Source organism: Pseudoduganella sp. jia 9 (assembly GCF_055502615.1).
This window is the reverse complement of record NZ_JBUPWE010000010.1, coordinates 148,445-168,493: the sequence shown is the minus strand read 5'-3', so window position 1 is coordinate 168,493 and position 20,049 is coordinate 148,445. Positions and strand designations below refer to the sequence as shown.

The following is a 20,049-nucleotide window of genomic DNA, read 5'->3' as shown; positions in this document are numbered from 1 at the left end:
CTTACTTCCAGATGTTCCACGGCGTCTGCATCCAGGTCGCGACGAGCACGAGCCAGAACAGCGTGAGGGGAATGAAGACCTTCCAGCCCAGACGCATGATCTGGTCGTAGCGGTAACGCGGGAAGGTACCACGCACCCAGATGAACAGCGACACGATCAGGAACGTCTTCAGGAACAGCCAGAAGAAGCCGCCGAAACCGCCGCCGAATTCGAGGAACGCGAACGGTGCGGACCAGCCGCCCAGGAACATGATCGATGCCAGTGCGCCGACGAGGATGATGTTGGCGTATTCGGCCAGCATGAACATCGCGTACGACATGCCGGAGTACTCCACCATGTGGCCGGCGACGATTTCCGATTCACCCTCGACGACGTCGAACGGTGCGCGGTTCGCTTCGGCCAGGCCGGAGGTCAGGTAGACCACGAACAGCGGCAGCAGCGGCAGCCAGTTCCACGACATGAAGTTGACGCCCATGTCGGCGAAGCGGCCGACCTGCTGGCTGGTCACGATGTCGATGAAGTTCAGCGAGCCGGACACCATCAGGATCACGACCAGCGCGAAGCCCATCGGGATCTCGTACGAGATCATCTGCGCCGATGCACGCATCGCGCCCATGAACGAGTACTTCGAGTTCGAGGACCAGCCGGCGATGATGATGCCGTAGACTTCCATCGACGTGATCGCCAGCAGCACCAGCAGGCCGGCGTTGACGTTGGCCAGCACGGCTTCCGGGCCGAACGGCACCACCGCCCAGGCAGCCAGCGCCGGCATGATGGTCATCACGGGGCCGATCACGAACAGGCCTTTCGCGGCCTTGGTCGGGATGACGATTTCCTTCAGCAGCATCTTGATGCCGTCGGCCATCGGTTGCAGCAGGCCCATCGGACCCACGCGGTTCGGGCCGATACGGATCTGGATGAAGCCGATCAGCTTGCGCTCCCACAGCGTGGCGTAGGCCACCATGCCGAGCAGCGGCATCAGCACGCACAGCAGCTTGATCATCGTCCAGACGAACGGCCAGGCCGCGCCCAGCGCGTCGGCGCCGGCGGTATTGATGGTATTGACGAATTCCAGCGCCATTATTTGCCCTCCCCTGCGGCAGTTGCAGCTTTAGCTACCGAGATCGGACCGAACATGTCGCCCAGCGTCGCGGTCGAAGCGTGGGCCGCGGAGACGCGCACCACGTTGGCCGGCAGGCCGGCATCGACACGCGCTTCCAGGATCGCCGAACCGCTGCCTTGCAGCACCTGCACCAGGTCGCCCGACTTCACGGCGATCTGTTCGGCCAGCGCGGCCGAGATGACGGCCTTCGGCGCCTGCGCGTCGACGGTGGCCTGCAGCGGTGCCGAACGGCGCACCAGCGCGTCGGCGAAGTAGATCGGCACGTCGGCGATGCGCTCGAGCTTGTCGCCGGCGCCGAACGAGGCAGCCTGCGGCGCCACGTTCGAGACGTTCGACAGCTTCGACGAGACGTCGGAAACGCCTGCGCCCAGCACTTCGTCGCGGATCGATTCCGAAGTTTCGTAGTCGAAGCCCGGCAGGCCCAGGATGTTGCCCAGCACGCGCAGCACTTTCCAGGCCGGACGTGCGTCGCCCAGCGGTTTCACGGTGCCGTTGAAGCTTTGCGCGCGGCCTTCGCAGTTCACGAAGGTACCGGACGTTTCGGCGAACGGCGCAACCGGCAGCAGCACGTCGGCGTATTCGGCGCCGTGCTTGAAGGCGGACATCACCACGACCATCTCGGCGCCCTTCAGCGCGGCCACGGCTTGCGCCGGGTTGGCGGCGTCGAGTTCCGGTTCGGCGTTCAGCAGCACGTACGCTTTTTTCGGCGTCGCGAATGCGGCTTCGGCTTTCTGCGAGAACGCGCCGGCGATGTAGCCGCCGACGGTGTTGGCCGCTTCGGTCAGGTAGCCGAACTTCGCGCCGGTCGCGTTGGCGATCCACTGCGCGGCGGCCGCGATCGCGGATGCCTGCGGGTGGTGCACGGCGGCGTTGCCGAGGAAGACGGCCTTCTGTTCGCCGGACAGCAGGCTTGCTGCGGCGGCCTTGGCGGCGTCATTGAACTCGGTGGCGAAGCCGCCTGGCGCCGCTTCGCCCTTGGCCGATGCGACGGCGGACACGATGCCCGACAGCACGGCCAGCCAGTCGGACGGCGCTGCCACGATGTTGTTGGCCACCGTGATCAGGCTGTCGTCGCGGGTGGCGTGGACCAGCGTCAGCTGGCCGCCGTTCTTCACGGCGGCGCGCAGGCGCGATGCCAGCAGCGGGTGATCCTTGCGCAGGAACGAACCGATGACCAGTGCACGCTGCAGGTTCGACACGTCGGCAATCGACATGCCCAACCATGGCGTGACCTGGCCGTCCAGCGCGAAGTCGGTCTGGCGCAGGCGGAAATCGATGTTGTCCGAACCGATGCCGGATGCCAGCTTCTTCAGCAGTGCCAGCTCTTCCAGCGTGGAGTGCGCGGTGGCGTAGGCGGCGATCGCCTCGGCGCCATGTTCGTGACGGATATTCTTCAAGCCGTGCGCGACATATTCCAGCGCAGTCTGCCAGTCGACTTCCTTCCACTCGCCGCCCTGCTTCAGCATCGGCTGGGTCAGGCGTTCGGCGGAATCCAGGGCTTCGTACGAGAAGCGGTCCTTGTCGGAAATCCAGCACTCGTTGATCGCTTCGTTCTCCAGCGGCAGCACGCGCTTGACCTTGCCCTGCTTGACCTGGACGATCAGGTTGGCACCCAGGCCATCGTGCGGCGACACGGATTTGCGGCGCGACAGTTCCCACGTACGGGCGCTGTAGCGGAACGGCTTCGACGTCAGCGCGCCGACCGGGCACAGGTCGATCATGTTGCCGGACAGCTCGGAGCTGACGGCTTCGCCGACGAAGGTGGTGATCTCGGCGTGTTCGCCGCGGCCCAGCATGCCCAGTTCCATCACGCCGGCCACTTCCTGGCCGAAACGCACGCAACGGGTGCAGTGGATGCAGCGGCTCATCTCCTTCATCGAGACCAGCGGGCCGGCCTCTTTCGGCACGACGACGCGCTTTTCTTCCTCGTAGCGGGAGTTGTTCTTGCCGTAGCCCACGGCCAGATCCTGCAGCTGGCACTCGCCGCCCTGGTCGCAGATCGGGCAATCCAGCGGGTGGTTAATCAGCAGGAATTCCATCACCGACTTCTGCGCCTGAACGGCCTTCTCGCTGTGCGAGCGCACGATCATGCCCGCCGAGACAGGAGTGGCGCAGGCCGGCAGCGGCTTCGGCGCCTTCTCCACCTCGACGAGGCACATGCGGCAGTTCGCTGCGATCGACAGTTTCTTGTGATAGCAGAAGTGCGGGATGTAGGTTCCCAGTTTGTTGGCAGCGTCCATCACCATTGAACCTGGTGGGACTTCTACCTTTTTGCCGTCAATTTCGATTTCAACCATGATCAACGCTTTAGAAGGCCGACACAGGCACCAGGCAGTGCTTGTGCTCGACGTGATATTCGAATTCTTCGCGGAATTGCTTGATGAACGCGCGCACCGGCATCGCCGCGGCATCGCCCAGTGCGCAGATGGTGCGGCCCTGGATGTTGTCGGCGATCGAGTTCAGCATGTCCAGGTCGGTCTGGCGGCCCTGGCCGTGCTCGATGCGGTGGATCATCCGGTACATCCAGCCGGTGCCTTCGCGGCATGGCGTGCACTGGCCGCACGATTCCTCGTAGTAGAAGTACGACAGGCGTTCCAGTGCCTTGACCATGCAGCGCGTCTCGTCCATCACGATCACGGCGCCGGAACCCAGCATCGAGCCCGCTTTCGCGATCGAGTCGTAGTCCAGGTCGGTCTGCATCATGATCTCGCCGCGCACCACCGGTGCGGACGAACCGCCGGGAATCACGGCCTTGATCTTCTTGCCGCCGCGCATGCCGCCGGCCAGTTCCATCAGCTTCGCGAACGGCGTGCCCAGTGGAACCTCGTAGTTGCCCGGACGCTCGACGTCGCCGGAGATCGAGAAGATCTTCGTGCCGCCGTTGTTCGGCTTGCCCAGGCCCAGGTAGTTCTCGGCGCCGATGTTCAGGATGAACGGCACGGCCGCGAAGGTTTCCGTGTTGTTGATCGTGGTCGGCTTGCCATACAGGCCGAACGATGCCGGGAACGGCGGCTTGAAGCGCGGCTGGCCTTTCTTGCCTTCCAGCGATTCCAGCAGCGCGGTTTCCTCGCCGCAGATGTAGGCGCCATAGCCATGGTGCGCGTGCAGCTGGAAGCTGAACTCGGAACCCATGATGCGGTCGCCCAGGAAGCCTTCCGCGCGTGCTTCTTCCAGCGCTTCCTCGAAGCGCAGGTAGTCCTGGAAGATCTCGCCGTGGATGTAGTTGTAGCCCACGGTGATGCCCATCGCATACGCGCCGATGGCCATGCCCTCGATCAGCGAATGCGGGTTGTAGCGGATGATGTCGCGGTCCTTGAACGTGCCAGGTTCGCCTTCATCGGTGTTGCAGACGAGGTATTTCTGGCCCGGGAACTGGCGCGGCATGAAGCTCCACTTCAGGCCGGTCGGGAAACCCGCGCCGCCGCGGCCGCGCAGGCCCGACGTCTTCAGTTCGGCGATGATCTGCTCGGGCGGGATCTTTTCCTCGAGGATGCGGCGCAGCGCCGAATAGCCGCCACGCTTCACGTAGTCGGCCAGGTGCCAGTTGTCGCCGTTCAAATCCTTCAGGATCAGCGGATTGATGTGACGGTCGTGCAGCGAAGTCATTTCTTCAGTTCCTCCACCAGCGCGTCGAGTTTTTCGTTGTTCATGAAGCTGCACATGCGATGGTTGTTCACCAGCAGCACCGGCGCGTCGCCGCAGGCACCCATGCATTCGCCTTCCAGCAAGGTGAACTCGCCGTCGTCGGTGGTGTCGCGGTAGTCGATGCCCAGCTTCTGCTTCAGGTGCTCGCCGGCCTTCACGCCGCCGCTCAATGCGCACGGCAGGTTGGTGCACACGGTGATCTTGTGCTTGCCGATCGGCTTCAGGTTGTACATGTTGTAGAAGGTCGCGACTTCCTGCACGGCGATGGCCGGCATGCCGATATAGTCGGCGATTTCCTTCATCGTTTCAGGCGACAGCCAGCCCAGTTCGACCTGGGCATGAGCCAGCGAGGCCATCACGGCCGACTGGCGCTGGTCGGCCGGGTATTTGGCCAACTCGCGGTCGATTTTTTTATAGCACTGCTCGGATAACATAATCTTTTCCTGCCTCGTTAGCGGTCGATACTGCCGAACACGATGTCCTGCGTGCCGATGATGGTGACGGCGTCGGCGATCATGTGACCGCGCGCCATTTCGTCGAGCGCTTGCAGGTGGGTGTAGTCCGGCGTACGGATCTTCAGGCGGTACGGCTTGTTGGCACCGTCGGAAACGATGTAGATGCCGAATTCGCCCTTCGGGTGTTCGATGGCCGTGTAGACCTCGCCCGGCGGTACGTGGAAGCCTTCCTGGAACAGCTTGAAGTGGTGGATCAGCGATTCCATGTTGGACTTCATGTCCACGCGCGACGGCGGAGCGACCTTGCGGTTGTCCGTCATGACCGGGCCCGGGTTGTTGCGCAGCCACTCGATGCACTGCTTGATGATGCGGTTCGACTGGCGCAGCTCTTCCACGCGCACCAGGTAGCGGTCGTAGCAGTCGCCGTTGGTACCGATGGGGATGTCGAAGTCCATCAGGTCGTACACTTCGTACGGCTGCTTCTTGCGCAGGTCCCACTGCACGCCTGAGCCGCGCAGCATGGCGCCGGTGAAGCCCATGGCCAGCGCATCTTCCGGCGATACCACGCCGATGCCGACGGTACGCTGCTTCCAGATACGGTTATCGGTCAGCAGGGTCTCGTATTCGTCGACATAGCCGGGGAAGCGGTTCGTGAACGCTTCCAGGAAGTCCAGCAGCGAACCCTGGCGGTGTTCGTTCAGGCGGTCGATTTCCTTCTGGCTGCGGATCGACGACGGCCGGTGCTTCGGCATCGCGTCCGGCAGGTCGCGGTACACGCCGCCCGGGCGGTAGTAGGCCGCGTGCATGCGCGCGCCGGATACCGCTTCGTAGCAGTCGAACAGGTCTTCGCGGTCGCGGAAGCAGTACAGGAACGGGCCCATCGCACCGACGTCCAGCGCGTGCGCGCCCAGCCACATCAGGTGGTTCAGGATGCGGGTGATCTCGTCGAACATGACGCGGATGTACTGCGCGCGCAGCGGCACCTCGATGCCCAGCAGCTTCTCGATGGCCAGCACGTAGCCGTGCTCGTTGCACATCATCGACACGTAGTCGAGGCGGTCCATGTACGGCACCGACTGCAGGTAGGTCTTCTGCTCGGCCAGCTTCTCGGTGGCGCGGTGCAGCAGGCCGATGTGCGGGTCGGCGCGCTGGATGACTTCGCCGTCCAGCTCAAGCACCAAACGCAGCACGCCGTGCGCTGCCGGGTGCTGCGGACCAAAGTTCAGGGTGTAATTCTTAATCTCAGCCATTATTTCATCCCGTATTTTTCTTCCCGGATCACGCGCGGCACGTTTTCGCGCGGCTCGATCGTCACGGGCTGGTAGATCACGCGGCCCTGGTCGGCGTCGTAGCGCATTTCCACGTAGCCGGCGACCGGGAAGTCCTTGCGGAACGGGTGGCCGATGAAACCGTAGTCGGTCAAGATGCGGCGCAGGTCGCTGTGACCTTCGAACAGGATGCCGTACAGGTCGAACGCTTCGCGCTCGTACCAGTTGGCGGCACGCCAGATGTCGGTGATCGACTGCACCAGCGGCATCTCGTCGTCCGGGCAGAACACGCGCACGCGGACGCGCCAGTTGTTCTTCACCGACAGCAGGTGCGTGACGGCCGCGAAGCGCGGGCCTTCCCACGTGCCTTCGCCGTAGGCGGAATAGTCGATGCCGCACAGGTCGATGAAGGTATCGAATCCGAGTGCGGCATGGTCGCGCAGCGTCTGCATCACTGCGTGGTAGTCGTCGGCCTTGACGACCAGGGTGATTTCACCGAGGGCCACGGATGTCGTGACGCGCTCGCCCAGGGCGCTGGCCAGGGCGCCTTGCAAAGCTTCCAGTTTTGTTGTCATAGTTCTTGCGCGCCCCGTTTAACGTGCGATCGTATTGGTGCGCTTGATCTTGTTTTGCAACTGCATGATGCCGTACAACAGCGCTTCCGCGGTCGGCGGGCAGCCCGGCACGTAGACGTCGACGGGCACGATGCGATCGCAGCCGCGCACGACGGAGTAGGAGTAGTGATAGTAACCGCCGCCATTGGCGCAGGAACCCATCGAAATGACCCAGCGCGGCTCCGGCATCTGGTCGTACACCTTGCGCAGCGCCGGTGCCATCTTGTTGCACAGCGTGCCGGCCACGATCATCACGTCGGAGTGACGCGGCGACGGACGGAACACGACGCCGAAGCGGTCCATGTCGTAACGGGCAGCGCCCACGTGCATCATTTCAACCGCGCAGCACGCCAGGCCGAACGTCATCGGGAACATCGACCCGGTGCGTGCCCAGTTGATCAGCTTGTCGGCCGAGGTGGTGATGAAACCTTCGTTTAATACGCCTTCAATAGCCATGGCTTATTCCCAATCAAGGGCACCTTTCTTCCAGATATACCAAAAACCGACGACGAATTCAGCGATGAACACCATCATCGTCACGTAGCCCTGCCAGCCCAGTTCGCGCATGGAGACGCCCCACGGGAAGAAGAAAGCCGTTTCCAGGTCGAACAGGATGAAGAGGATTGCGACGAGGTAGTAACGCACGTCGAATTTCATGCGCGCATCTTCGAAGGCTTCGAAGCCGCACTCGTAGGGGGAGAGTTTCGCCGCATCCGGGCGATACGGGCCGAGCAGGCGGCCCAGGATCTGGGGAGCGACACCGACACCGATGCCCACCAGGATGAATAAAAGAACGGGGAAATAAGTTTCGAGGTTCACGATAGGGTCACAGCTGTTGTTGAACGACCGGTTGGCGAGGTGCCACACCATTGCGGTGCGACTTGAACGCTCGATCCCGATCAAACGCTGAGACGGGGACCGAACGACACATCCTCGTAAAAAAACCAGCTAGAGGCTGTGAGGACAAACTCCTTGGGCCTTTTGCTGGCTTCTCAAATTTCTGGTGCCGACGACGAGACTCGAACTCGTACAGCTTGCGCCACTACCCCCTCAAGATAGCGTGTCTACCAATTTCACCACGTCGGCATTAAGGCCGCTATTCTACTCTTCTTTGCGCCGTTTGTTAATGTCAATTGCGCGATATCAAGGAGAAAAACGGCAAAAACTTCAAAATTATTGGTTTTACTTCGGCGCTGCCGGCGCAGGTGCGACGCCCGGCGCCGCACTTCCATTCACTGCCGGCGGCACGCCTTCGTTGCTTGCCGGCGGCACGCTTGCGTCGGCCGCCGGAGCAGCCGGCGCCGCGGCGGGAATCGCCGCCGAACCCTTGACCGGCACGGTCACGTTCTGCAGCACGCCACCGCCGCTGCTGGCGGTGCGCCCATTGGACATCACCGCGAGGCCGAGTGTCGCACCGAAGAAAATCGCCGCCGCCAGCGCCGTCGACTTCGACAGGAAGTTCGACGAACCGCTGGCACCGAACAGGCTGCCGGACGAACCCGAACCAAACGCGGCGCCCATGTCAGCGCCTTTACCGTGCTGCATCAGCACGAGGGCGATGATGGCCAGTGCCGATAAAACCTGTACTACCACGACCAGATTGAACAAGGTGCTCATGCTATTCCATTCTCGATTTTAAATGCGCGGGCTTGCGGCCCGCCTACCCCACCCGTTACCGGGATGTTTCAGACCTGGCGGCCGCGCGGGCCGCTCAGTTAATAATTCATGACGCGCTTGCCAATCCGGCATGGGCCGGGATTCGCCAGCGTTAATACCTCGGTTTTACTACCTCGGCCTTACCACCTCGGCTTTACTACCTCGGCCTTACTATCCCGGCATTACCACCCGCCGGACAATATCGACTGCCCGCCCAGGCACCCGCGCCGCTGCCGGCTCAATTGCCGGCTCAGTTGCCAGCTTTTGCAATGGCAAGGAAATCCTGCGCTTTCAACGATGCGCCACCGATCAGGCCGCCATCAATATCCAGCTGGGCCATCAGGTCCCTGGCATTTTCCGGCTTCATGCTGCCGCCGTACAGGATCTGCACCTTTGCCGCCGCGTCCGCGCTGCGCACCGCCACCTGCTTGCGCAGTGCCGCGTGCACTTCCTGCGCCAGCGCCGGCGTGGCCGTCTTGCCGGTGCCGATCGCCCACACCGGCTCGTAAGCCAGCACGATCTTGTCCAGCGCCGGATTTTCCAGCACGTCGAGCACCGCCTGCAGTTGCGCGCATACCACGACATTGGTGCGCCCGGCCTCGCGCTCTTCCAGCGTTTCGCCAACACAGACGACTGGAGTCAACCCGGCATTCAGTGCGGCGTGCGCCTTTTGCGCCACCAGTTCATTGCTTTCGTGGTGATACGCGCGGCGCTCGGAGTGGCCGACGATGACGTAGCGGCATCCGAATTCCTGCAGCATGGACGCCGCCATCTCGCCCGTGTACGCACCGGCGGCATAAGCCGACACATCCTGTGCCCCCCACGCTACCGGCGTTCCGGACAGCTCCGCCTGGCACTGCGCCAGGTAGGGCGCGGGGACGCATACCGCCAGATCGGCGCCGCCGGCGGCATGGCCTTCAACGATCCCGCGTAATAATACAGAATTGCCGGCAAGGCTGCCGTTCATCTTCCAGTTTCCGATGACGAGTTTGCGACGCATGGCTGTCCGAGTTGTTTGAGTTGTAAGGTAACCCGGGATTGTAACGTGCTCGGCAATACAGGGTCAAACCCGCAGTCGTCAATTTGGTGAGCATGCTTCGAGTGCAATATAGCCCGCCGCCATGACGGCCCTGCGACGTCGCCGCGGCAGCGTCGTCGCGTCGTCCCCGCGTGGCGCTCACGTCACCTGCAGCATGATCTTGCCGACGTGCGTGCTGCTTTCCATCAGCTTGTGTGCCTCCACCGCCTGCTCGAGCGGGAAGCTCTCATAGATCACAGGGCGGATCTGTTTCGATTCCAGCAGGGGCCACACCTTGTCGCGCAGCTGTCGCGCGATCGCGGCCTTGAAGGCAACCGAGCGTGGCCGCAGCGTGGAGCCGGTGACGGTGAGGCGGCGGCGCAGCACCTGGCCCATGTCCAGCGTGCCCTTGGCACCGCCGAGCAGCGCGATGATGACGATGCGGCCGTCGTCTGCCAGGCAGCTGATCTCGCGCGGCAGGTAGTCGCCGCCGACCATGTCGAGGATCACATCGACGCCGTTGTCGCCGGTGAGCTGCTTGACGCAGGCGGCGAAATCCTCGCGCCTGTAATTGATGCCGCGTTCGGCGCCGAGCTGTTCGCAGGCGCGCGCCTTCTCGTCGCTGCCCGCCGTGGCGAATACGCGGTGGCCCAGCGTGCTGGCCAGCTGGATCGCCGTGACGCCGATGCCGGACGTACCGCCCTGCACCAGCAGCGACTCGCCGGGACCGAGCCGGGCGCGGTCGAACACATTGCTCCACACGGTGAAATACGTTTCCGGCAGCGAGGCCGCTTCGATCAGCGACAGGCCCTGCGGCACCGGCAGGCACTGTTCGATCGGCGCGACCGCATATTCGGCATAGCCGCCACCCTGCACCAGCGCGCAGACCAGGTCGCCCGCCTTGAACCCGCTGGCGGCGAAATCGCCTTCCACCACTTCGCCGGCGACCTCGAGACCCGGCAGGTCGGAAGCGCCCGGCGGCGGCGCATAGCTGCCGAGGCGCTGGAACACGTCCGGCCGGTTGACGCCGGCCGCGTGCACGCGGATCAGCAGTTCGCCCGGACCGGGCGTGGGCTTGTCGCGGTAGCACAGCCGCAGTACGTCCGGTGGGCCGGCCTTGGTGATCTCGATTGCGCGCATGGTCGTCCTTTCAGGGAAAGGAAGATTCTAGCGCAGCGGCGAAAAGCAATGTTTCCCTAAAAATGGGGACGTACCCCAATTGTCGAGCAATGTTTCCTGGAAAACGGGGTACGTCCCCATTTTTCCGGCAACTTCTGCTTATCCACCACCGGTCCTCGACGTCCGCGGCAGCGGCTTGCCGGGCCGCCAGGCGGCCGACAGCGCCTGGCCTTCCTCGACCTGCTCCGGCGTCATTTTCTTGACGACGGCGGCGCGCTGCTCGACGGCGTTGGCGTTGCCGCCGGCGGCGGCAAGGTTCCACAGCATGTAGGCGATCACGTTATCCTGCGGCATGCCGCCGATGTGGTACCGGTACATCAGGCCCAGCACCTGCTGCGCATCGGCGTGGCCCTGCTCGGCCGCCTTGCGGAACCACGTGACGGCCTGCCGGTGGTCCTGGATCACGGCATTGCCGGTGTAGTACATGGCGCCGACGACATACTGCGCGTCGGCCTTGCCCTGCATGGCGGCGCGGCGGTGCCACATCAGCGCCTGCTTGTAGTCCTGCTGTACGCCGCGGCCCATGTAGTACATCAGGCCGAGCAGGTGTTCCGCATCCGCGCTGCCGGCCCGTGCCAGCGGCAGGATTTCCTTGTAGGCGAGCCCGTAGTTGCGGTTGTTGTACGCGGTCGCGCCCTCGGCAAAGCCGGCGATCGCGCTGCCCTGCAGGGCCAGCGCGATCAGCGTGGAGGCAGCGAGCGCCATCATGAATCGTCCAGTTTTTTTCATTGCGAGAATGGGATTCGTTCTTCTACTTGTTTCCGTCTCGTCCGGGCTCGATGGGTCACTGGTGCCCGGTCGCGTTGTTCCGTGCCGCTACTTCCAACTGACCTTGCCCAGGCCATCGACGCTGACGTTGCGGTTCAGCGGCTTGCCATACACGGTCACCGAGCCGAGGCCGGACAGGTGCAGGTTCGCATTCGTCCGCGCATTCACCGTGGCATTGCCCAGGCCGGACAGGTCGATATCCACCGAATCGGCCTGGAACTGCTGCGCATTCAGGCCGCCCAGGCCGCCCAGCGACGCGCGCAACTGCCTGCTGCTGCCGCCGAGCGTCACGTAGCCTGCGCCACGCAGGTCGAGTTCGACGTTTTCGCTGTCCGCAACCCACAGGTGCATGCTGCCCAGGCCACACAAGGTCGCGTTCAGCCGCTTGAACGCGCTGACGATCTTCATGCTGCCGGCGCCGTCGAGCGTGATGTCGAGGTCGTCGCCGGAAAAGCCGGCCACTTCGGTCATGCCCACGCCTTCGGACACCAGTTCGCGCAACTGCGGCAGCACCAGCTCGGCCCGTAGCGCCGCACGGCTGATCCTGGCGCCATTGGTGTCGCTGTCGAGCTGCAGCGTGTCGCCGGTCTGCACCGCGATCACCTTGTCGACGAAACGCCGGTCGCCGATGATCTGCAGCGACGGCTCGGCACCCTGCGTGAGCTTCAGGTTGATCACCCCGTCCAGCTTGACGCGCACCACCCTGGCGTCGATGGTCCTGGTGGCGGTGGCTTCCTCGGCGGCAGCGGCGGCGCCGAGCATCAGCCACAGGGTCGTCATCAGGAGGGCAAAGCTGAATGGTTTGTGCATGGTGCTTCCTTGCTGTTCTCGGGTTGAATGCTCAGCGGGCGGCGTATGCCGGCTGGACCCGGAAGGCGTGACAAATCGTTGGTGCGGTCATCATCGTTGTGCTCCTTCCGGGGATATTGGGTCGATGGTGGCATGTTAACCCGTGCATTGCGCGATGGCTCGCCGGCTGCGACGAAATGCAGAATTCGCGGCCCAGGCGACAGAATCGTGCGCCAGGCTGCGCCGCCGCCGTCCTTCACGCAACAACCGCGGCCGGCATTATCTGGCCTGCCAAGCGCGCCGGAGGCCATGCCACCACTGTTTAGTAAATTGGATTAAACAGCAACGGCATTTTGGGAATCGCTTGATATTGCTTTTTTTAAAATTAATACTCGTCTCGACAAAAAGGCCGCCCCCGGCCGATATTCCAAGGAGACGAGATGCGATCCACCAAGCGAACTTTGATGAGCCTGGCCGTGGCCAGCGCCTGCGGCCTGGCGGCCGCAGTGACACCGCTATCCGCGCATGCCCAGGCCGGCGCGGCCGCGGCCGACCCGAACAGCAACCCGCCGGCCGAGGCGCCCACGCTGGGGCCGACCAACGGCGGCGACCAGATTCCCGAAGTGAAGGTGACGGCGACGCGCTATTCGACGTCGCTGCTGCGCACCCCGCTGGCCGTATCGGCATTCAGCCAGGAGCAGCTGACACGCAAGGGCGCGACCAGCCTCCGCGACCTGGCCAACGAGATCCCCAACGTGGTGATCGAGAGCGGCAGCCTGGATTCGGCCGTGCAGGTGACGATCCGCGGCATCACGTCCACCAACTTCACCGAGACCGGCGACCCCGCCGTGGGCTTCCATGTCGACGGCATGTATTCGCCGCGGCCCCAGGGCGCGCAGGCGCTGATGTTCGACATCGACCAGGTGGAGGTGCTGCGCGGCCCGCAGGGCACGCTGTTCGGCCGCAACTCGACCGGCGGCAGCATCAACGTCATCTCGGCCAAGCCGGACCTTTCGGGCACGTACGGCAAGGCAAACGTCGATATCGGCAACTACCGCAAGAAACAGGTCTCGGCGGTGCAGAACATCGCCGTCAACGACAAGCTGGCGCTGCGCGGCACCTTCATGATCGTGCGGCGCGACGGCTATGCGAACCAGATGCGCGACATGTCCGAAGCCAACGCGCCCGCCTATGGCTGGGTCCCGAACGGCAAGCCGGACGTCGACCAGCGCTTCAACGCCGAGATCGGCAAGGACAAGTTCTACACCAACCAGGACCAGTGGGCGGCGCGCCTCTCGGCGCTGTACAAGGTCAACGAGGACCTGACGCTGAAGGCGGCCTACGAGCACTTCCAGGACAACGGCGCCGGCGGCGCCGACTTCCGCGATTGCGCGGCCACCGTGGGCACCCGCTACACCTGCGCGCCGGGCACCGGCAAGTGGGACCTGCTGATCAACGTGCCCGGCGCCGTCGACATGCAGATCCGCACGCTGCGCACCGGCCTGTCGTGGACGATCACGCCGGACACCACGTTCGACTACACGTTCCAGGTGGCCGACCAGAAGCGTTCGGAGATCACCGACGACGACCGCGGCATGCAGCACGCCGCGCCGTTCCAGGTCAACGGTATGTACCCGAACACGGCCACCGGCAACTGGGGCACCTGGCCGATCAAGGATGTGTTCCACCGCACCCTCGATTCGCGCTACCTCTCCACCGTGCATGAAGCGCAGCTGAAGCAGACCTTCGGCCCCTTGCAGTACGTGGCAGGCCTGTTCTGGATGCACGAGCGGAACAGCATCGACTACGAAATGACGGAAACCATCCAGAAGCCGTTCGGCGACGTCGGCTCGGTGCTGTATCACCAGCCGAACCGGCAGGTCGATGCCAAGGCGGCATTCGCCCAGGCGGACTGGAAGTTCGCTCCCGGCTGGACCGGCACGCTGGGCGCCCGCTACAGCCGCGACAGCAAGGAAGACAAGGGCGGCAAGGTGTATGGCGCGAACTGGATCGGCAGCAGCAATTACTACAATGGCCTGTACAGCCAGGGCACGCCGGGTACGCCGGGCTTCCACGTCCACGACGGCACCGACCTGACGCCGGCGATGGGCGGCAGCGTGGGCGCGTACCACCTGTATGGCACGCCGGTCTCGAACGATCACAAGGAAACCTGGAGCAAGGTGACCTGGCGCGTCGGCCTGCAAAAGCAGTTCACGCCGAACCAGATGGGCTATGCCTCCGTGTCGACCGGCTACAAGGCCGGCGGCTTCGCCGACAAGACCGACAGCTGCAACTACCAGATGTGCGCTGACGGCACGCCGGGCGTCGTGACGTTCCTGCCGTACGGCCCGGAGACGGTGACCAACTTCGAGCTGGGCTACAAGGGCAAGTTCCTCGACAACCGGCTGTCGCTGTCGGCCACCGCCTTCTTCATGAAGTACAAGGACATGCAGCTCACCGGCACCTACTTCATCAACCAGATCATTCCGGCCGCCGGGCTGCCCTGCCCGTCCGACCAGCCGAAGTGCGACGTGTACGAAGGCTGGCGCACGATCAACGTCGGCAAGGTCGACATCCCCGGCCTGGAGATCGAATGGGATTACCGGCCATGGCGCGGCGCGCGCTTCGGTGGCGGCTTCGCGTTCATCAACACAGACGTGCACGATTTCCGCGAATTCTCCGACGACTACCAGTGCGACGTGCGCGTCGAACTGGGTATCGAGCCCTGCCCGACCGCGTACGCCGGCACGGACAAGGCGCTGATCGGCCGGCGACTGTACAACGTCGACGGCAACCACCTGCCGAACACGCCGAAGTTCCAGGTCAACCTCAACTTCTCGCAGGAGTTCGCGCTCGCCGGCGGCTACCGTGTCACGCCGTACGTGAAGGTGAACTGGCGCGACAAGGCCTACTTCGACCTGCGCAACTCCGAGTTCGCCCATATCGGCCGCTACCAGAAGGCTTACGCGATGGGCGACGTCTCCGCCCGCCTCGACGCGCCGAACGACAAGTGGTACGCGGAACTGTACGTGCGTAACGTCGCCAACAGCCACGCCGCGAAGAACCGCGACTCCGTCAATGGCGGCTTCATGAAAGCCAACTTCGTCGAACCGCGCATGTTCGGGGTGCGGCTCGGCGCCGAATACTGATCACTCTCTGGTGTCCCTCACAGCCGCGCTCGTCGCGGCTTTTTTGTTTCCAAAAACCGGGGTCTGACCCCAAGACCAGGAAATATTTCCCGAGGCTGGGGTCAGACCCCGATCTTGGGAAACTTTCCGATGCCGCATTTACGTTGAGCTGAGTCAGTCGACACCGTAGCCCCGCATGCCACAGTTATCGCCCGACCAAGGAGCTACCCAATGGCCCGCCGTGCTCGATTATTGTTACCAGGCTGTCCTCTTCACATCATCCAGCGCGGCCACCTTCGCGAGCGCTGTTTCTTTGGATGGTCGGATTACAACATCTATCTCGAGTGGTTGCGCGAATATGCGCGTTTCAATGGCGTGGCAATTCATGCATATATCCTGATGACGAATCACGTGCACATCCTTGCCACAGCCGACGAGATCGCGCAAATTTCCGCAATGATGAAGGGGGTATCGCAAAGATATGCCCAATATCTCAATCGTCGATTCGAACGAAAAGGCACTTGGTGGGAAGGCAGATTCCGATCCAGCCCCGTTCCCGTCGAAGAGTATTTCTTTATTTGCCAGCGCTATATTGAATTAAATCCAGTCCGCGCCTGCATGGTCGACTCCGCAGAACATTATCAATGGTCGAGCTATGCTGGCAACTCGGGGATGCGAACCGATGCACTGCTGACACCGCATCCACTTTACATGGCACTTGCGGCGCAGACCGATAGGCGTCATGCCGTATATCGGGGCCTGTTCTCCACTTCGATTCTGCCTCTTCAGATAGATGCCATAAGGAAAGCAATCGCTGGCAATCATCCGATTGGCAAACCTCCCGAACCTCGCGTGACCAGAAGAATGCTTGCACAGGAAGCGTAAAAAGTTGCCAAAAATCGGGGTCTGACCCCGGTGCTGAGTAATATTTCCTGAAATCGGGGTCTGACCCCGGTATCGGGAAATTACCAGCCCATCAGTTGTCGCAGGGCGGGTGCCAGGTCGTTGGCCATTTGCCGGTGCTGGTCGCGGGTGGGGTGGGCGTCCTGGGTGTCGCCGGGGTAGTGGCGGGAGGGGATGTAGTGCACGCGCGGGCTGCCGGTGCGGGAGATGGTGTCGGCGATGTACGTGGTCAGCGCGGCCTTCTTGTCGCCGTCCAGGATGGCGCCTTCGGTCAGCACGATCCGGGCCTGGGGATGGTCGCGCAGCAGCGTGCGGACGAAGGCGGTGTAGGCTTCCACGTACTGCGTGCGGTCGGGAATGCCCTGGTTGAAGTCGTTGGTGCCGATCGCGCTGACGATCAGGTCCGGCGCGTAGCGCCGCTGGTCCCATGGCTCCGGCGCGTCGGGCGAAGCAATGGCGAGTCCATAGAAACGGTCGAGATTGAATTCATCGGTGCGGCCGTTCCAGCTGCGTACCAGGCCGCGGCCGCCGTGGCACACCAGCTGCACCTGAGCCTCCAGTGCGGCGCCGGCCAGCATGCCGTACGACAGCCGGGGATTCCACCATACCGGCTGCTTTTCTCCGGGAGGCGTGCGCTCGAGCGCTTCGCCGCAGGTGACGGAGTCCCCCAGGAACAGCACCCGGCGCGACGGCAGCGAAGGTGCCGCGAGCACGCGGCCATCGGTCGCAAAGCCGTGCAGCGTGACGATGCCGTGCCACGTTTCGGACCGATGCAGCACCTGCACGACATGCGGCCCCGGCGCCATGTCTTCCGCCAGCCGGTAGGTCGAACGGGACGGGGACAGGTGAATGGTCCGCGTGTAGGCGCCATCGACGATCACGTCCAGGTAGCTCCTGCCTCCCGTCGTGGAAGCGTCCAGCACCAGCCGGCGCCCTTCGACGCGAATGATCGACGACACCCCCGGGTAGGCAAAGCGCACCGCGCCATCGGGCGCATCGGCCATCCGCCCCATGCGCGCGATGCTGTCGCCACCCGCCAGCACCGTCTCGGCCGCAATGGCGCCGACATGGACGCACAGCGCGGCCAGGCTGGCACCGGCGGCAAGCCATCGCCTGCAAGCCATCAGCGGGCCGGCTTTTCGCCCATCAGCTTCGCGATGTCCGGAGCCATCGCATCAGCCCAGGTCACGTAAGCCTTTGGGGTCAGGTGCAGGAAATCCGGCATCGTTTCGGCCGCGATATCGCCGTTCGGTTCCAGGAAGCGCGCACCGTAGTCGCGATAGAACACGTGACGGCCATCGTCCAGCGTGGCGATCTCGCGGTTCACGGCCTTGGCCTTTGCGCGCCGCTCATCCTGCGCCTTCTGTCCGTTCGGCAGGATGCCGTTGAGAAGGATCCTCGCATCCGGGTACAGCGTGCGCAACTGGGCGACGACAGCCTTCACGCCGCCGGTCACTTGCTCCGGCCCCTCATTGCACAGCCCGAAATTGTTCACGCCGATCAGCAGCACCACGACCTTTGGCCGCAGCTTGTCCATGCCGTCATTCTTCAACCGCCACAGTACATTGCCGGTATGGTCGCCGCCGATGCCGAAGTTCGCCGCGCGGTACTTGCCGAAACGGCTGTCCCACGCCTTCTTGTCCCACATCTCGGTGATCGAATCGCCGAGGAACAGCACGTCCACATCGCCCTGCCCGGCGCGCGCCTTCAGGCCATCGTTCATCTCGTGCCAGCGCGCGATCGACATCCACGGGTATTCCACCGTGCGCGGTTCGACATTCAGTGCGCAGGAACGCCCTTCGGCCGACGCCGATCCCGCAAACCCCAGCGCGGCCAGGGCCGCCAGCAGCATTGCCTTCTTCTTCAACTTCATCTCCTGTCTTGTACGTGAACGGATGGCAAGGATGATAACCCGGCATCGGCGAGGAAGATATCCCCGCCTGCGGCAACGAAGAGATCCCGCCTGCGGCGTCCGGGCGCCTCCAGCCGCGGCATCATCGCACCGTGCGGCGCCAGCTTCACGCCGAGCGCCGTCGACCTGCCGCCGCTGCCCGGTTGCCACAGGTCGGCCCGGCGGAACGACGCCAGGCCCGCGCGCCCGGCCCGTCGTGGTTGACGGTGGCAGCGTCGCGGCTGGCCAGCATCTTCAGCGCGGCCGGGGAGGATATGCTCCAGCGGCGGCCGCGGCGGTCTCCTTCATTTGCGCTCCAGCGCGTGCAGCCGGTCGGCATAACCGCGGATCAGCGCAATGGTCGACTTGTCGGTATCGAATACCGAGTACAGGCCCTGCTCTTCCTGCGGCGGATCGCCCATCAGGTCGTTGCCTTCCTTCCACCAGTAGTCGGCATTGGCCGCACGACCGGCGCCCCCCCAGGCCCAGAAGTTGAAGCCGGCGATCGGGTCGCCCTTCTCTGCACGGTCGACGACGACGTCGAACACGACCTTGTAGAAGCGGTCGCGTACCGTGGTCGGCGAGTTGATGTCGAACGAGGCGCCGTCGCGGTCCATGCCGAATTCTTCCAGCACGATCGGCTTGCCCATCTTCTTCGCGTAGTCGATGTGCACGTTCAGGTAATGGCTGCTCTTCTCCAGCGCGCCGTTCCACGTGGCGTCGACACGCTTCGAATCGATCCAGCCCCAGTTCTTCGGCCACAGGTGGTAGGTCAGGTAGTCGACATCCTTCGACGCATGGGCCTTTTCGAACAGCGCGGCATCGTGCGCCGAACCGGCCAGCCCCTCGCTGCCGGTGCTGATCAGGTGGTTTCTGTCGAGGCCACGGATATAGGCGGTCGTGTCGGCGATCCATTTCACGTAGATCGCCTTTTCCTCCGGCGTCGACGAGGCATTGCCCGGACGCGGCTCGTTGGCCAGCTGCCACGACATGATCACCGGATCGCCGGCGTACGGCTTGCCCGTCACGGTATTCTTCCGGTTGATGAACGTGCGGATCACGTTGCGGTACTCGGCCTGCGCCTTCTCGTTGGTATAGAAGCGCGCCGTCTCGCGCATGTAGGTCTCGTAATCCTTCGTCACGTTCGGGTCGAGCGCCGGCGTGCCGGCAAACCAGTTCAGGTACTGCGTCATGCCGCCCGACCATTGCCAGAAGTTGTTCAGGTAGATCACGGCCGTCATGTCGCGCTTGGCCATTTCGGCCAGCAGGTAGTCCATGCCGGCCAGCAGGCGTTCGTCGTACTTGCCCGGCGCGCTGGTGGTGGCAGGGCGCACTGCACTCTTCATGTCCGTCTTTTCCGAAACGGCCAGCACGCGCAGGTTGTTGATGCCCATGGCTTTCAGCGTATCAAGCTCCTTGAGCAGGCGCGGACGGTCGTTGGCGCCGAGATACGCGCCATACCAGAAGTTGGCGCCGGCAATGTAGTACGGGTTGCCGTTGCGGGTGAACTGCGTTTTCTTCACGGCCACGAACTCCGGCGCCGCGGCCGAAGCAACGGGTACCACGCCCATCATCAGCAGCGAGGCTGCCAGTGCGATCATCTTTTTCATCG

General features: G+C 63.6%; 18 protein-coding genes and 1 tRNA gene. 2 read left to right on the top strand and 17 right to left on the bottom strand.

The genetic code is table 11. The features are described from left to right. Nucleotide 1 precedes the first annotated feature (1 nt). The 14 genes from nuoH to ACY34H_RS14670 form a co-directional block, all read right to left on the bottom strand. Nucleotides 2-1,081 carry an NADH-quinone oxidoreductase subunit NuoH gene (gene nuoH / locus ACY34H_RS14735; RefSeq protein WP_137313938.1) on the bottom strand — a complete coding sequence of 360 codons (1,080 nt, stop codon included), beginning with the start codon at nt 1,079-1,081 and terminating at the stop codon, nt 2-4. Next, complete coding sequence (gene nuoG / locus ACY34H_RS14730; RefSeq protein WP_464978221.1) at nt 1,081-3,420, bottom strand: NADH-quinone oxidoreductase subunit NuoG; 2,340 nt, start codon at nt 3,418-3,420, stop codon at nt 1,081-1,083. The genes nuoH and nuoG overlap by 1 nt, the downstream gene beginning before the upstream one ends. 10 nt (nt 3,421-3,430) lie before the next feature. Beyond that, entirely contained in the window at nt 3,431-4,729 is a 1,299-nt protein-coding gene (gene nuoF / locus ACY34H_RS14725; RefSeq protein ID WP_130188318.1) for an NADH-quinone oxidoreductase subunit NuoF, read from the bottom strand. Continuing rightward, a complete protein-coding gene (gene nuoE, locus ACY34H_RS14720; RefSeq protein WP_464978220.1) occupies nt 4,726-5,202 on the bottom strand; it encodes an NADH-quinone oxidoreductase subunit NuoE in 477 nt (158 codons plus the stop codon). Before nuoE ends, nuoF begins: the two co-directional genes overlap by 4 nt. 17 nt (nt 5,203-5,219) lie before the next feature. Next, the gene (locus tag ACY34H_RS14715) at nt 5,220-6,473 is read right to left on the bottom strand and encodes an NADH-quinone oxidoreductase subunit D (RefSeq protein WP_464978219.1); all 1,254 of its coding nucleotides are present in this window, start codon (nt 6,471-6,473) and stop codon (nt 5,220-5,222) included. Then, entirely contained in the window at nt 6,473-7,066 is a 594-nt protein-coding gene (locus ACY34H_RS14710) for an NADH-quinone oxidoreductase subunit C (RefSeq protein WP_464978218.1), read from the bottom strand. Before ACY34H_RS14710 ends, ACY34H_RS14715 begins: the two co-directional genes overlap by 1 nt. A gap of 18 nt (nt 7,067-7,084) precedes the next feature. Next, nucleotides 7,085-7,561, bottom strand: a complete 477-nt coding sequence (locus tag ACY34H_RS14705) for a NuoB/complex I 20 kDa subunit family protein (RefSeq protein WP_130188314.1) — start codon at nt 7,559-7,561, stop codon at nt 7,085-7,087. Nucleotides 7,562-7,564: 3 nt separating this feature from the next. Beyond that, the gene (locus ACY34H_RS14700) at nt 7,565-7,924 is read right to left on the bottom strand and encodes an NADH-quinone oxidoreductase subunit A (RefSeq protein ID WP_130188313.1); all 360 of its coding nucleotides are present in this window, start codon (nt 7,922-7,924) and stop codon (nt 7,565-7,567) included. A 182-nt stretch (nt 7,925-8,106) separates the two neighbouring features. Beyond that, nucleotides 8,107-8,191 (bottom strand) — tRNA-Leu (locus ACY34H_RS14695). 96 nt (nt 8,192-8,287) lie between these two features. Continuing rightward, on the bottom strand, nt 8,288-8,722 hold the full coding sequence (gene secG / locus ACY34H_RS14690; RefSeq protein ID WP_464978217.1) for a preprotein translocase subunit SecG: 435 nt from the start codon (nt 8,720-8,722) through the stop codon (nt 8,288-8,290). Nucleotides 8,723-9,011: 289 nt separating this feature from the next. Then, complete coding sequence (gene tpiA / locus ACY34H_RS14685) at nt 9,012-9,761, bottom strand: triose-phosphate isomerase (protein ID WP_464978216.1); 750 nt, start codon at nt 9,759-9,761, stop codon at nt 9,012-9,014. Nucleotides 9,762-9,938: 177 nt separating this feature from the next. Next, complete coding sequence (locus tag ACY34H_RS14680; RefSeq protein ID WP_464978215.1) at nt 9,939-10,919, bottom strand: NAD(P)H-quinone oxidoreductase; 981 nt, start codon at nt 10,917-10,919, stop codon at nt 9,939-9,941. A gap of 138 nt (nt 10,920-11,057) precedes the next feature. Beyond that, nucleotides 11,058-11,666 (bottom strand): tetratricopeptide repeat protein, encoded by a 609-nt coding sequence (locus tag ACY34H_RS14675; protein ID WP_464978214.1) that lies wholly within the window; start codon nt 11,664-11,666, stop codon nt 11,058-11,060. Nucleotides 11,667-11,774: 108 nt separating this feature from the next. Beyond that, the gene (locus tag ACY34H_RS14670; protein WP_464978213.1) at nt 11,775-12,536 is read right to left on the bottom strand and encodes a GIN domain-containing protein; all 762 of its coding nucleotides are present in this window, start codon (nt 12,534-12,536) and stop codon (nt 11,775-11,777) included. 419 nt (nt 12,537-12,955) lie between these two features. Here ACY34H_RS14670 and ACY34H_RS14665 point away from each other — a divergent pair, with 419 nt between their 5' ends. After that, nucleotides 12,956-15,664, top strand: coding sequence for a TonB-dependent receptor (locus ACY34H_RS14665; protein ID WP_464978212.1), 2,709 nt, complete (start codon nt 12,956-12,958; stop codon nt 15,662-15,664). Between the two features lie 210 nt (nt 15,665-15,874). Next, nucleotides 15,875-16,528: a transposase gene (locus ACY34H_RS14660; RefSeq protein ID WP_464978211.1), complete on the top strand. Its 654-nt coding sequence runs from the start codon at nt 15,875-15,877 to the stop codon at nt 16,526-16,528. 80 nt (nt 16,529-16,608) lie between these two features. Here ACY34H_RS14660 and axe2C read toward each other — a convergent pair whose 3' ends face one another. The 3 genes from axe2C to ACY34H_RS14645 form a co-directional block, all read right to left on the bottom strand. After that, nucleotides 16,609-17,670 carry a bifunctional acetylxylan esterase/glucomannan deacetylase AxeC2 gene (gene axe2C / locus ACY34H_RS14655; protein ID WP_464978210.1) on the bottom strand — a complete coding sequence of 354 codons (1,062 nt, stop codon included), beginning with the start codon at nt 17,668-17,670 and terminating at the stop codon, nt 16,609-16,611. Further along, nucleotides 17,670-18,413, bottom strand: a complete 744-nt coding sequence (locus ACY34H_RS14650) for a GDSL-type esterase/lipase family protein (protein WP_464978209.1) — start codon at nt 18,411-18,413, stop codon at nt 17,670-17,672. Before ACY34H_RS14650 ends, axe2C begins: the two co-directional genes overlap by 1 nt. 329 nt (nt 18,414-18,742) lie before the next feature. Continuing rightward, nucleotides 18,743-20,047, bottom strand: a complete 1,305-nt coding sequence (locus tag ACY34H_RS14645; RefSeq protein WP_464978208.1) for a glycoside hydrolase 5 family protein — start codon at nt 20,045-20,047, stop codon at nt 18,743-18,745. Between the last annotated feature and the right edge of the window lie 2 nt (nt 20,048-20,049).

Bases quoted from the DNA above. Each gene is read 5' to 3' on its own strand.
- nuoH (WP_137313938.1), bottom strand. From the start codon at position 1,081: ATGGCGCTGGAATTCGTCAATACCATCAATACCGCCGGCGCCGACGCG.
- nuoG (WP_464978221.1), bottom strand. From the start codon at position 3,420: ATGGTTGAAATCGAAATTGACGGCAAAAAGGTAGAAGTCCCACCAGGT.
- nuoF (WP_130188318.1), bottom strand. From the start codon at position 4,729: ATGACTTCGCTGCACGACCGTCACATCAATCCGCTGATCCTGAAGGAT.
- nuoE (WP_464978220.1), bottom strand. From the start codon at position 5,202: ATGTTATCCGAGCAGTGCTATAAAAAAATCGACCGCGAGTTGGCCAAA.
- ACY34H_RS14715 (WP_464978219.1), bottom strand. From the start codon at position 6,473: ATGGCTGAGATTAAGAATTACACCCTGAACTTTGGTCCGCAGCACCCG.
- ACY34H_RS14710 (WP_464978218.1), bottom strand. From the start codon at position 7,066: ATGACAACAAAACTGGAAGCTTTGCAAGGCGCCCTGGCCAGCGCCCTG.
- ACY34H_RS14705 (WP_130188314.1), bottom strand. From the start codon at position 7,561: ATGGCTATTGAAGGCGTATTAAACGAAGGTTTCATCACCACCTCGGCC.
- secG (WP_464978217.1), bottom strand. From the start codon at position 8,722: ATGAGCACCTTGTTCAATCTGGTCGTGGTAGTACAGGTTTTATCGGCA.
- tpiA (WP_464978216.1), bottom strand. From the start codon at position 9,761: ATGCGTCGCAAACTCGTCATCGGAAACTGGAAGATGAACGGCAGCCTT.
- ACY34H_RS14680 (WP_464978215.1), bottom strand. From the start codon at position 10,919: ATGCGCGCAATCGAGATCACCAAGGCCGGCCCACCGGACGTACTGCGG.
- ACY34H_RS14675 (WP_464978214.1), bottom strand. From the start codon at position 11,666: ATGATGGCGCTCGCTGCCTCCACGCTGATCGCGCTGGCCCTGCAGGGC.
- ACY34H_RS14670 (WP_464978213.1), bottom strand. From the start codon at position 12,536: ATGCACAAACCATTCAGCTTTGCCCTCCTGATGACGACCCTGTGGCTG.
- ACY34H_RS14665 (WP_464978212.1), top strand. From the start codon at position 12,956: ATGCGATCCACCAAGCGAACTTTGATGAGCCTGGCCGTGGCCAGCGCC.
- ACY34H_RS14660 (WP_464978211.1), top strand. From the start codon at position 15,875: ATGGCCCGCCGTGCTCGATTATTGTTACCAGGCTGTCCTCTTCACATC.
- axe2C (WP_464978210.1), bottom strand. From the start codon at position 17,670: ATGGCTTGCAGGCGATGGCTTGCCGCCGGTGCCAGCCTGGCCGCGCTG.
- ACY34H_RS14645 (WP_464978208.1), bottom strand. From the start codon at position 20,047: ATGAAAAAGATGATCGCACTGGCAGCCTCGCTGCTGATGATGGGCGTG.